Source organism: Nocardia sp. NPDC019323 (assembly GCF_044389845.1).
GTDB classification, from domain to species: Bacteria; Actinomycetota; Actinomycetes; order Mycobacteriales; family Mycobacteriaceae; genus Nocardia; species Nocardia implantans.
Genome location: NZ_JBIRYN010000002.1, coordinates 1012400 through 1024525, shown reverse-complemented (window position 1 = coordinate 1024525; position 12126 = coordinate 1012400). Strand labels below are relative to the sequence as shown.

Genomic DNA, 12126 nt, shown 5'->3' with positions numbered 1-12126 from the left:
GCGTCCCAGCATTTGGAGATTCGCGGCAATCGCCGCGGTGTATCGGTCGTGGGCAGCTCGAGCGGCCCCTTGCATGGCCTGAATGCCTTCGGCTACCTCGGTGGCACCAGTGACCCACTGGCGGAACGCGTCGGCTTGGGCGTCGGCAGCCAGCCGTTCCAGTTCTGCTGGACCGTATCGATGCGCTGCTGCAGTCCGGCGAGGCTGTCGTTGAGAAACCCGACGAATGCACCCACGCGTGCGGTGATCTGTTCGAGCTCGGACAGCTTCACTCGGAAAGGCTGTGCGTTTTCCACCATCACAGCTCCGGAAGGTCGAGCGAACTGGTCAACGACGCCGTGACCGATGCGCGGGAGGAGTCCTCGTCCGTAACAACCTGGCTGGTCACGCCGAGCAGCTCTGCCATCGCGGCCAACGCGTCCAACACCGTGTCTGCACCTTGCTTGGTTTCGATCCATCCCGCCGAGTACGCGTCCGCAGAGGTACCCTTCCACGACTCGAGCAGAGTGGTGATATCGGAATCCAGGGATCGCAATCCGTTCACCAACGACTCGGCCACCCGCTGCACATACTTACCCGCGTCGGCGACCTCGGCAGGCACCACAGCGAAATCTCGACCAGACCCATCCGGACTCGAAGTCATCGTGCCCCTCCCCTCTTCGAGCAGGTCAACCCCGCATCGACGGTACCGAATTACGAACTGGCTCAGCAAGTACATCGGGACAGACCACAAGACGACAGCGGCCCAGCACGAGTTCCTATCGTCTTCGACATTCGACGGTTCGCTGAAGTGCGTGCAAGCTCGGATGCGCTCGTCGATGTAGGAGTTACCAGTCCTTCATGCCAGGACGGGGTGGTGGGTGGACCGTGCGCCAGTGGCGGGCTATGTCGATGCGGCGGGTTATCCAGACCTGGTCGTAGGACTGGATGTGGTCGAGCAGGCGTTCCAGGGCGGCGGTGCGGGCGGGGCGGCCGATGAGGCGGCAGTGCAGGCCGATGGAGAGCATTTTCGGGGTGTCTTCGGCGCCTTCGCGGTAGAGGACGTCGAAGGCGTCGCGGACGTGCGCGAAGAATTGCTCGCCGGTGGGGAAACCGGCGGGCGAGGCGAAGCGCATGTCGTTGGTGTCCAGCGTGTACGGCACCACCAAGTGGTCGCGGTCGTGCACGCGCACCCAGTAGGGCAGGTCGTCGGCGTAGGAGTCGGAGTCGTAGACGAAGCCGCCGTGCTCCACCACCAACTCCCTGGTGTTCGGCGAGTCGCGGCCGGTGTACCAGCCCAGCGGCGGCGAGCCGGTCAGTTCGGTCAGCACACGCACCGCCTCGGCCATGTGCGCGCGCTCGGTGTCGCGGTCGGTGAGCTGGTAGGACTTCCAGCGCAGCCCGTGGCAGGCGATCTCGTGGCCGAGTTCGCGGAAGGCCGCCACCGCCTCGGGGTTACGTTGCAAAGCGCGGGCGACCGCGAAGATCGTCAGCGGCAGCCCACGCCGCTCGAAGACGCGCAGCACCCGCCACAACCCGGCGCGTGAGCCGTACTCGTAGAGCGATTCCATGCTCATGTGGCGGTTCGGGAACGCTTCGGCAGGAGTCATCTCCGACAGGAACGTCTCGGAGAACTCGTCACCGTCGAGGACGTTGTTCTCGCCGCCCTCTTCGTAGTTGAGCACGAATTGCACCGCGATCCGCGCCTCCCCCGGCCACTTCGGGTCCGGCGGACGCGGGCCGTAGCCGACGAAATCTCTCATAGCCGCGCCTCACGCACACACGGCTCCGTACGCCCCGCCGATATCGAGCGCCGCACTCGCCGGACAGACGCGACCGCACGCGACACCGTCGTCCACGCGCTCAGACCCCGAGTCGACCGAGAACGCACAGCTGCACGCGCCGCCGATGTGCGCACGGGCGGGCGGCACTTTCGCCGCGAAGCCGCGACCGCACGCGGCACCGACGCGCTCGAACGCCGAGTCGGCCGAAAAGGCGCGACCGCATGCCCTGCCGATGCCCCGGCGTTCATGCGCCCAGCTCGCCGTAGAGGCGCAGCCGCGCCAAGCCGCCGTCCGGATAGATGTCCAAGCGCACCTCCTCCACCGACGCGGCCATCGGCGCGATCGGAAACCGGTGTCGAGTGTCGGGTTGCAGTGTGGTGCGCGGTAACAACTCCAACTCGGTGCCGTCGTTGGTGCGACCGGTCAGCCGGGCCGCGCCGGGACTGTTGCCCAGGAAGTACGACGTGTCCAGTTCGGCGAGCCGGATCAGTCCCGGCCCGGCCAGGCGGATGCGCACCCAGTCGTTGCCGTCGTCCCTGCGGCGGGCGGTCTCCCAGCCCTCGCCCATGGACCTGGCCCGGCCGGGATACAGCAACTGATTCGGTGAGCTGTAGAAGCGATTGGAGCAGTCCAGCACCAGCGCGCCGTTCTCCAGGGCGGCCAGGTCCAGCGGCCCGAGGCCGAACAGGCGCGGATCGGGCCTGCCCTCTCCGTGCACCCGCAACCTGGCCACGCCGCCGTCGGGGTGCATGGTGAGCTTCACATGGGTCCAGCGCTTCTCGTTCTCGACGGTGAACAGGTTGCGGCTGTCGCCCGCCACGGGGGAACGATCGACCAGCATCACCCAATCGTCGCGCGCGGCGATGGTCTCGGCGGGCGGATAGTCCTCGATCTCCAACGCGGACACCGAGACGGCGGGCGGGTAGTTGCCCGTGAACCAGGCCGTGTCCACCACGATCCCGCGGATCACGCCCGGCACGCCCAGCCGCACGATCGCCGTATCGTCGCCGGGCTGCCCGCGATGTCTGCGGGTCTCCCAGCCGTCGTAGATCTGCCCTTTGTGCCCGAAGTCGGAGGGCCGGTGCCGGGCGGGACCCGGATTGATCAAATTCTCCTTCTCCGCGAAGAATTCGTCGTTCGCCCAGATCACCGAGCCGCCCAGCGGCCGGACCGCCAGGTCCGGCAGCAGCGTGAACTCCTCGTCGCCCCGGTCGCGCATCGCGCCTCCTGTGTCGTGCGGGATCGCCCCGTTCGGATGGACGGTCACGGCGCCTCCGGTAGCGGCGCGCGGGCCGCCAAGGCCCGCAGCACCGGCTCGGTGAGTTCCGGCGCGCCCGCGTCCGGGCGGGCGCCGCAGTCGATGCCGCGCAGCACCGTGGCGGCCAGCGCTTCGGCCGTGGCGGGCTCGTCGACGACGTCGCCGCCGCGGCGGGCGAGATAGTCCCGCAGACGCGGCACCGCGACGTCCATCGCCCGGCGGAAGAAGTCGTAGGTGGCCAGCCATCGGGTGACGAGGTGACCCGGATGCATGTCCCAGCCCTGGTAGTACCCGCGCCGCAACGCCCGGACGACCAATCGGTGGTGGTTGCGCAGCGCCGCCTCCGGGTCGGCGTCGGGCACGATCTGGGTGGAACCGTCGCACACCCACACCCCGGTCTGCGCGGCCGCAACTTGCATCACCGCCTTGGCGTGATCGGCGGCCGGGTGGTCGAGCGCCTGATCCGGCGCGGCGACGCCACAGGCGGCGGTGTAGTCGTAGGTACCGAAATGCAATGCGCTGCAACGTCCTTCGGCGACGGCGAGCATGGCGGCCACCGGAGCGGTGCCGTCGGCGGCGATGATCGCCTGCGGGCTCTCGATCTGTAGCTCGAAGCGCAGGCTGCCCTCCGCGATGCCGTACCCGCGTTCCAGCCCGACGCACAGTTGCACCAACGCCGTGACCTGCTGCACCGCGCGAATCTTCGGCACGGTGAACACGAATCCCCCGGGCACGCCGCCCGCGCCCGTCAGCACGAGGTCGAGCGTGCGCAGCGCACGACGGCGTTCACCGCCGCCCAAACCCTTCATCCGGATGCCGCTGCTCGCCGGGCCGCCGGACCGCCGTGCCCAAGCCGCCAGCACCTCGCCCGCCGCCGTGGCCGCGCGGTCCTCCTCGGCGTCTGAGCGCAGACCGTAGCCGTCCTCGAAGTCGATGCGCAGGTCCTGCACCGGATCGGCTTCCAGCCGTTTGCGCACCTCGGGCAGCGAATCGGTGCCGTCGAGCGTGCCGAGCAGATCGCGGTGGCGGTCGAGCAGTTCGACCGCGGCCGCACCCCAGGCTTCGGGAGTCTCCTCGGCGACACGGTCGGCGGGGACGTACACGGTGTGGATCGGTTGTGCGCGGCCGTTCGAGCCGGGATACCTGCGGCGCAGCTCGGCGTCGACCCCGTCGAGCAGCGCCTCGATCCGGGCGCGGACGTTCTCCGGCACCTTCGTCATCGTGACTCCCTCTCCCGCAAGGCGGCCCACACCCGGTCCGCGGTCATCGGCAGCCGGTACAGCCGTACGCCGACCGCATCGCGGATCGCGTTGGCCAGCGCGGGCGCGACCGGGTTGTACGGCGATTCGCTCATCGACTTGGCGCCCAGCGGGCCGAGCGCGTCGGACGTCTCGGCGAAGTAGACCTCCGTGCGCGGCACGTCGGCGAACTGCGGTATGTGGTAGTGCCGCAAGGTCTGTGCGCCGATCACCCCGTCCGCGCTGCGCATGTCCTCGTACAGCGCGGTGCCGATGGCCTGCGCCGCGCCGCCCTCTACCTGTCCGCGGCACTGCGCCGGGTTGAGCACCGTGCCGGCGTCGGCCGCCTGGATCGACTGGAGAATGCGCACCGCCCCCGTTTCGGGGTGCACGGCGACGCGGAAGGCGTGCACGTTGAAGCTCACCGACCTGGGGCTGCCGCCGTGCTCGGCGTGCGCGACGAGGTCGCCGCCGGTCAGCAGCTCCGCCGCGGTGAGCATCCGGTCGCCGCAGTGCACGCCGCCGTGGTTCAGCACGCAGTCCCGCTCCGCGACGCCCGCCAGTTCCGCCGCCCTGGCCAGCAGCCGCGAGCGCAACGCGCACGCCGCCGCGTACACGGCCTTGCCCGCGACCACGATGCCGGTGGAGCCGAACGCGCCGGTGTCGTGGTCGACCAGGTCGGTGTCGCCGTGCCGGATCACGATGCGATCCACCTCGGTCTCCAGCGCGGTGGCGGCGAGCTGGGCGTGCACCGTGGTCGTGCCGTTGCCGAATTCCGCTGTGCCGACCCTGATCTCGTAACGGCCGTCGGGCAGCAGCGCGGCTGTCGCGGTGGATCGGTGACCGCGCGGCGGGACGGTCGCGATCATCGCGGCGGCCATGCCGGTGCCCACCCGCCACCCCGGGCCGGGCGCGCGCACGTCGTTGCCGCGCAGCAGGGCTCGTTCGGCGAGGTCGAGGCACTGGTCCAGGCCGTAGCTGCCGAACATCAGATCGCTCTCGTTCACCGCCGCGCCGACGAACCGGTCGCCGGGTACCACCGCGTTGCGGCGGCGCAGTTCGAAGGGGTCCATGCCGAGCGCGTGCGCGAGTTCGTCCAGAGCCGATTCCACCGCGAAGATCACCTGCCCGAGGCCGTAGCCGCGGAACGCTCCGGAAGGAACGTTGTTGGTGTACACCGCGCGCGCGTCGACCCGCTTGTTGGCACAGCGGTACAGCTCCACCGACTCGCCCACGCCGTGATACATCACCCCGCCGCTGTGATTGCCGTAGGCGCCGGTGTCGGCGAGCACGTCGACGGCCAAGGCGGTCAGCACACCGCGCGCGTCGGCCCCGGCTGTCACCTCGACGCGCATCGGATGACGGCAGGTCGCGGCGACGAACTCGTCGGAGCGCGTGAATTCGTACTGCACCGGCCTGCCGGTGCGCAGCACGGCCAGCGCGATCAGGTCTTCGGCCAGCAGCTCCTGTTTCGCGCCGAATCCGCCGCCCACCCTGGCCGTGAACACCCGCACCTGCGCCGGCGACCGGCCGAACAGGCGGCACAGTTCGTCACGGACCAGGAACGGGACCTGGGTGCTGCACCGGATGACCAGGCGTCCGGCGTCGTCGAGCCAGCCGACCCCGCCGTGCGTCTCCAGATGTACGTGCTGGCCGCGCGGCGAATCCCATACGCCGCGCACGACGTGCGCCGCGGCGGCCAGGCCCGCGGCGACGTCGCCGACCTCGCCGTGCAGCTCGGCTGCCAGGTTGCGGCCGGGATCGGTGATACGGGCGGAGGCCGGTTTGTCGCCGTGCAGTTTCGGCGCGTCGGCGCGCAGCGCGTCCCGCGGATCGAACACCGCGGGCATGACCTCGTAGTCGACCTCCAGCAAACGGCACGCTTCGCGGGCGATCGCGACGCTGTCGGCCACCACCGCGGCCACCCGCTGTCCTACGAATCGGACCGTCCGGTCGAGCACGTAGGTGTCGTCGGGGTCGTCGGTGCGCAGCTCGTGCCGTGCGGTGGAGAACGGCGTGTCCGGTGCGTCGGCGTGGGTGAGCACCGCGTGCACGCCGGGCAGCGCCTCGGCGGCGGCGGTGCCGATCGAGCGGATCCGCGCATGGGCGTGCGGGCTCCGCAGCACCGCGATGTGCAGCGGGGCGGCCGGCGGCGCGGTGTCGGCCTCGCCCGGTCGCGGCAGGTCGAAGGTGAACGGTTCGCGTCCGGAGACGATGCGCGGCCCGGCCGGGGCCACGACAGCCGCGGCCGGATCGGGGGCGGCGGCGGGATCGTCCGGAGTGAGCTGTTCGCCCAGCGCGGCGCGGATGGCGCGGTAACCCGTGCAGCGGCACAGGTTGCCTTTCATCAACTCGGCGAGTTCGTCGCCCGGCACGCCGACCTGATTTTCGGCGGCACACCCGAGCCCCGCCGCCGTGACCACCATGCCCGCGGTGCAGAACCCGCATTGGAACGCGGCCTCGGCGAGGAACCGGCGTTGCACCGGATGCGGGTGCTCGGGGGTTCCGAGTCCGGCGGCGGTGGTGACCGATCGTCCGGCGGCGCGATAGGCCGGAAAGACGCAGGAGTGCACCGTCATTCCGTCCACCAGCACCGAGCAGGCCCCGCAGTCGCCCGAGTCGCAGCCCTTCTTGACCGCCAGCGCGCCACCGTCCCGCAGCGCGGTGCGCAGGCACTGCCCCGGCCGCGCCTCGATGTCGACGGGCCTGCCGTCCACTTCGAAACGCATCAACCACCCCGCAATTCCGCGGCAACCTCGCGGGCGAGCAATCCCGCGACATGTCCGCGCCACTCCGGTGACCCGTGCGGATCGTCGAACCACAGCGCCGGATCGATCGTGTGCACGGCATCGCGGATCTCGCCATCGGTGGGCGGTGCGGCGAAGTCCAGGACGACGGGCTTGATCGTGGCGGCCGTGATCGTGACAGCGCTGCGGCCGCTGCCTTCCCGCCGCCCCATGACGACGGCGCCGGACCGGCCGAGCGGGGCGAGCGCGATCTTCCGAAAGCTGGTTCGCGCCAGCAGACTCGACCGCGGCACCCGAATCGAGCGCAGCACTTCTTCGCGCCGCAACGCCGTTCGTCCCGGCCCGAGGACGAACTCCCGCAACGGGATTCGCCGATCCGAACCGTCCGCGGCCCAGACCAGCGCCGTCGCGTCGAGCGCCGCCAGCGCGCCGAGCACCGCGCCCGCGGGCAGCGCGAGGCAGACGTTGCCCCCGACGGTCGCGGTGCGCCAGATCTTGTGCGAGGCCAGCAGCGCCCGGCAGGCCGGGGCGAACAGCGCGGTCCCCGGCCACGGGTCGCGCAATACCCGGGCCCCCAGCTCACGGCCGGGCGCTGCGCCGGCGAACTCGGCCAAGGTGCAGGTCGCGGCGATGTCCAGTCCCCCGTCCACGATGTCGAACGCGGGCCAGCCGAGGCCGGTGATGTCGACCAAGCGCAGCAGCTGATCCTGCGGCTCGGAGAACAGGAAGGTTCCTCCGGCGAGCACCGCGGTGGAAGCGCCGAGCGCGGCCAGGTCTTCGCGCTCGCGCGCGATCACCACCTCGCGAATCGGGTCCAGGTCCACGTCTCACCTCGTTCCTGCCTCTCGGTCACCGTAGAGCCAGTCGGTTGCCGCCATATTGCGCGCGACGCATGTCGGATTGCGCGGCTGTTACCTCGCCGCGCGGCGGCCACCCGCGAGCGGGAGCCGTCCCGGCCGCACACTGTGGGGCGGTGCCGTTCACGACACCACGGCTCCCGCCTCGGCGGGCCGTCCGAGCCGACACTGCTTCAGTATTGCTCGTCCCGCCTGACCAGGCTCGACACCTCGCCCAGATCAGCGAGGCGAGCGTCGGTGACCCGCCCGGCAACCACACCCTGGACGGTGGCGATGAACGGGAGGTTCGCCCCGTCCGCCCCGCTGCTGATCTCGTAGCCGCCCACGCCGGGGGCCGGAGTGGGAACGCGGACAGATGACGCGGCTTCACCGCCGCCGGGCGTCCCCCGAAACGCCGCTGAGAGCCACTCCGGGCGTTCCGGTCTCGACCCGACCCGCGCGAGTCGCTCAACCTGCCTTCGCCAGCAGCGCCGCCTGCGCGCGCCTCACCTCGGCGGCCACCACGTCCGTGTCCACCGTCCTGACCTCGCCGTCGCGCACCACCTCGCGCCCGTTCACCAGCAACGCCGCCAGCGGTGGTGGCGAGCCGAGCAGCAGGGCGGTCACCGGATCCGCGATCCCGGCGTGCGCGGCGGTGTCCAGCCGCCACAGCGCCAGGTCCGCCAGTTTGCCCACCTCGATCGAGCCGATGTCGGCGGCACGGCCGAGCACCCGCGCGCCGCCCATGGTGGCCAGTTCCAGGGCGGTGCGCACGGTCATCGCGTGTGGTCCGCCCCGGTTGCGGGCCCACAGCAAGGCGTGGCGCGGTTCCTCGATCATCGACCCGGCCTCGTTGCTCGCCGCCCCGTCGACGCCGAGCCCCACCGGGACGCCCGCGCGGACCAGGTCGGCGACGCGGGCGACGCCCGCGCCCAGCCGCGCGTTCGACGTGGGACAGTGCGCGACGCCGGTGCCGGTCGCCGCCATGACGCCGATCGCGTCGTCGTCCAGGTGGACGGCGTGCGCGTACCAGACGTCGGGGCCGAACCAGTCCATCCGCCGCAGGTACTGCGCGGGCGCGCAGCCGAAAGTCGCCAGGCAGTAGTCCTGCTCATCGATGGTCTCGGCGAGGTGGGTGTGCAGCCGGACCCCGGTGTCGCGGGCCAGCGCCGCCGACTCGCGCAGCAGGTCGGGCGTGACGGAGAACGGCGAGCACGGCGCGAGCGCGATCCGCAGCATGGCGTCCGGCGACGGATCGTGCCAGCGCGCGACGGCCGCCGCGCTCGCGGTGAGGATGTCGTCCAGGCGCTCCACCAAGTGGTCGGGCGGCAGCCCGCCCGCGCTCGCGCCGAGATCCATCGAGCCGCGACAGGGATGGAACCGCAGGCCCACTCGCGCCGCCGCCTCGATCTCGGCGGCGAGCGGGTCACCGCCGTCGCGCGGAAACACGTAGTGGTGATCGGTGCTGGTGGTGCATCCCGTGCGGGCGAGGGCGGCGAGCGCGCCCGTGGCCGCCACCCGCACACCGTCCTCGTCGATACCGGCCCAGACCGGGTAGAGCGTGTTCAGCCATTCGAACAGGGTGTGGTCGGTGGCCAGGCCGCGGGTGATCCATTGGTAGAGGTGCTGGTGGGTGTTCACCAGTCCGGGCGTCAGCAGGCAGCCGCGCCCGTCGATGCGCCGCGCGTCCGGGCCGAGGTCGGGCGGATCGCCCGCCCCGACCGCGTCGATCCGGTTGCCGCGCACGACGACGTGTCCGCGGGCGTATTCGGTCCCCTCGGCGTCGACGGTCGCGACGGCGCAGCCCGCGATGACGGTCACCTGGTCCACGCGGGACCCGCTTCCGGCGCGTCTGCCCGCGCCACGGTGGCATGGATCAGTCCGTAGGGACGGTCGTCGGCGTGATAGACCTCGCCGTGGTTCTCGATGCCGAAGCGGCCGAGGTCGTAGTCGAAGTGATGCTTGTTCGGCGCGGCGAGCCGGATCTCGGCCAGCACCGGGTAGGCGGTGAGCGCGGCCTTGCCCATTTCGAACAGCGTCTGCTGCAGGGCCTTGGAGTGCAGCGTCGCGAAGGTCTCCACCAGCCGCGCCCGCACGCCGGTGTAGACCTCGTCCCAGTCGACGCCCGTGCTGCTCGCGAACCGCCACTCGGCGACCAGCGCGGTGGCCAGCATTCGATCGCTGGTCGGCGCGAGCACGGTGAACTCGTCGGTCAGGAAGCCGGCGAACTCCGAGCCGGTCGACTTGAGGATGGTCAGGTCCTTCACCCCGCCGACGACCCAAGCCTGCCGTTCGGCGCCTTTCCCCGCCACGGTGACCGCCGCCGTGCGCACTTCCGGTCCCTGCCGCACCCAGGTGTGGTCGTGCTCCACACCGCCGACGGTGACGCGCTGCCAGGCGTATTCGTCGACCTCGACGCGCGCGCTGCGCACCGGCTCGATCTCGGTGACGAAATGATCGGCCAGCGCGAGCGCGTAGTCCTCGATGGCCCGCAGCCCGGGACGCTTCGCGAAGGCGTAGGCCGTCTGCTTCTGCGAGTCGGTGGGCAGGACCTTCGCTTGGTCGCCCGCTACGTACGCGTCGGCGAAATCCCCCCGCAGCACCGTGGAGACGTTCACATCGCGGATCTCGTGCCGTGCGCCGCGCCGGTGGATCCGGACGATCCGGTTCTCCGCTTTGCCGTAGCGGTGGTCGGTCAGCACGATGGGCCCGGTCAATTCCATGCTCAGCTCCCTCGATAGGTGGAAAAGGCGAAGGGCGACAACAGCAACGGAACGTGATAGTGCCGTTCCTCGCGCACCGCGAAAGCGATGCTCACCTCGGGATAGAAGGTTTCGACCCCTCGGCCCGCGAAGTAGGCGCCGGTGTCGAACACCAACCGATAGGTCGCGGGTGCGAGCGCTTCGCCCAACGCCCCGATCCGGCCGTCCGCGTCCGTTTCGCCCGAATCGAGCCGATGCGCCTGCCGGTACAACGTCACCGTGACGCCCGCGGCGGGCACACCGCGCATCGCGTCCAGCACATGGGTGCTCAGCGTGCTCACGACCGCTCCAGCAGCGCGTGCAGCCGGATCCGATTGATCTTGCCCAATTCAGTTCGCATTACCCGCCTTTCGGTCTCGGGATCATTGCGCAACCGGGCGGTGAGCAGCGCGAGCAGCTCCTCGCCCGACTTCCCGCTCGCACTCACCAGATAGACGTGCCCGAACCGTTCCTCATACGCGCGATTGCCCTCGGCGAGCGCCGCGCGCACCGCCTCGCCCGCGCCCGCCACCCCGGCCTGCTCCCGCGCGGAGGCACCGGAATGCGGCCGCTCCCCGATCCTGGGGTGTCCCGCCAGCGCGCGGTCCAGCTCCCATTCCGGCAACCCCGCCAGCACCTCGTCCGCCGCGTCGAGCAGCGCCTCGACGCTCCCGTACGGACGGCCCGCGACCAGCGCCCGCGCGAAGTCCGGCGACGAGCAGCACCCGAGCACCGCCCGGTAGGCCGCGTCGTCGGACAGCGCGTCGAACGCTGTGATTCCGCGTCGCTGATCCGTCATCGGACCAGCATCGAATACGACCGGGGCCGCCGCCACCGGAAGCGGAGGGATCGCCTTCGGCGTGTCGCTCACGAAACGCCCTTGACCACCGGTTTCCCCCCGTGCGGCGCAGACCGGCCGGTATTACCTTTTAGGCATGGCCGACCCTGATCGCTCCGCCGTCGCGGCCTGCGCCGGCGTCGTGCTCGCCGCGGGCGCCGGGGCCCGCTACGGAAAACCGAAAGCGCTCGCCGAGGGCGGCGCCTGGCTGCGGTCCGCGGTCGCCGCGCTGCGCGACGGCGGCTGCGACCCGGTCATCGTCGTGCTCGGCGCGACCGGCCCGACGCCGCGGATCGTCGATCTGCCGCCGGGCGTGCGGCACGTGTGGGCGGCGGACTGGGCGACCGGCCTGAGCGCGTCGCTGCGGGCGGGCTTGATCGCCGCCGCGAGCACCCCTGCCCGCTATGCCGCGATCATGCCGGTCGACACCCCCGATGTCGGCGCCGCCGCGGTCGCCCGAGTGCTCGCCGCCGCCCTCTCGGCCCCCAGCGGACTGGCTCGTGCCGTGTTCCACAACACACCGGGACACCCCGTTGTCATCGCCCACAAGCACTGGAACGCCGTTTGCGGATCGGCCTCAGGAGATTCCGGCGCCCGCACCTATTTGACCGGCAGAAACGATATGGTGTGCGTCACGTGCGACGATTTGGCGACGGGCGTCGATCGTGACTTCCCGGCCACGACCGCACGGTGATCGGAGCTAGC

13 protein-coding genes are annotated in these 12126 nt (G+C 71.0%); 1 reads left to right on the top strand and 12 read right to left on the bottom strand.

The window, feature by feature from the left end:
- Positions 1-92: 92 nt before the first annotated feature.
- The 12 genes from ACH49X_RS12175 to uraD form a co-directional block, all read right to left on the bottom strand.
- The gene (locus ACH49X_RS12175) at positions 93-272 is read right to left on the bottom strand and encodes a hypothetical protein (RefSeq protein WP_195080673.1); all 180 of its coding nucleotides are present in this window, start codon (positions 270-272) and stop codon (positions 93-95) included.
- A gap of 26 nt (positions 273-298) precedes the next feature.
- Complete coding sequence (locus tag ACH49X_RS12170; protein WP_195080674.1) at positions 299-643, bottom strand: WXG100 family type VII secretion target; 345 nt, start codon at positions 641-643, stop codon at positions 299-301.
- Positions 644-827: 184 nt separating this feature from the next.
- Complete coding sequence (gene puuE / locus ACH49X_RS12165; RefSeq protein ID WP_195080675.1) at positions 828-1742, bottom strand: allantoinase PuuE; 915 nt, start codon at positions 1740-1742, stop codon at positions 828-830.
- A gap of 265 nt (positions 1743-2007) precedes the next feature.
- Positions 2008-2982 (bottom strand): allantoicase, encoded by a 975-nt coding sequence (alc, locus tag ACH49X_RS12160; protein WP_195080676.1) that lies wholly within the window; start codon positions 2980-2982, stop codon positions 2008-2010.
- Positions 2983-3026: 44 nt separating this feature from the next.
- Positions 3027-4241 carry a DUF6986 family protein gene (locus ACH49X_RS12155; RefSeq protein ID WP_357109365.1) on the bottom strand — a complete coding sequence of 405 codons (1215 nt, stop codon included), beginning with the start codon at positions 4239-4241 and terminating at the stop codon, positions 3027-3029.
- Positions 4238-6988 carry a molybdopterin cofactor-binding domain-containing protein gene (locus ACH49X_RS12150; RefSeq protein WP_357207411.1) on the bottom strand — a complete coding sequence of 917 codons (2751 nt, stop codon included), beginning with the start codon at positions 6986-6988 and terminating at the stop codon, positions 4238-4240. Before ACH49X_RS12150 ends, ACH49X_RS12155 begins: the two co-directional genes overlap by 4 nt.
- Entirely contained in the window at positions 6988-7830 is an 843-nt protein-coding gene (locus tag ACH49X_RS12145; protein ID WP_357207409.1) for an FAD binding domain-containing protein, read from the bottom strand. The genes ACH49X_RS12150 and ACH49X_RS12145 overlap by 1 nt, the downstream gene beginning before the upstream one ends.
- 206 nt (positions 7831-8036) lie before the next feature.
- Complete coding sequence (locus ACH49X_RS12140) at positions 8037-8189, bottom strand: hypothetical protein (protein ID WP_357207407.1); 153 nt, start codon at positions 8187-8189, stop codon at positions 8037-8039.
- 121 nt (positions 8190-8310) lie between these two features.
- The gene (locus ACH49X_RS12135; RefSeq protein ID WP_195080681.1) at positions 8311-9672 is read right to left on the bottom strand and encodes an 8-oxoguanine deaminase; all 1362 of its coding nucleotides are present in this window, start codon (positions 9670-9672) and stop codon (positions 8311-8313) included.
- Complete coding sequence (gene pucL, locus ACH49X_RS12130; protein ID WP_195080682.1) at positions 9660-10565, bottom strand: factor-independent urate hydroxylase; 906 nt, start codon at positions 10563-10565, stop codon at positions 9660-9662. The genes ACH49X_RS12135 and pucL overlap by 13 nt, the downstream gene beginning before the upstream one ends.
- A gap of 2 nt (positions 10566-10567) precedes the next feature.
- Positions 10568-10885, bottom strand: coding sequence for a hydroxyisourate hydrolase (uraH, locus tag ACH49X_RS12125; protein WP_357207404.1), 318 nt, complete (start codon positions 10883-10885; stop codon positions 10568-10570).
- The gene (gene uraD / locus ACH49X_RS12120; protein ID WP_195080684.1) at positions 10882-11382 is read right to left on the bottom strand and encodes a 2-oxo-4-hydroxy-4-carboxy-5-ureidoimidazoline decarboxylase; all 501 of its coding nucleotides are present in this window, start codon (positions 11380-11382) and stop codon (positions 10882-10884) included. Before uraD ends, uraH begins: the two co-directional genes overlap by 4 nt.
- A gap of 136 nt (positions 11383-11518) precedes the next feature.
- Between uraD and ACH49X_RS12115 the strand changes: the two genes are divergently transcribed.
- Entirely contained in the window at positions 11519-12115 is a 597-nt protein-coding gene (locus ACH49X_RS12115) for a nucleotidyltransferase family protein (protein ID WP_357207401.1), read from the top strand.
- Positions 12116-12126 lie beyond the last annotated feature (11 nt).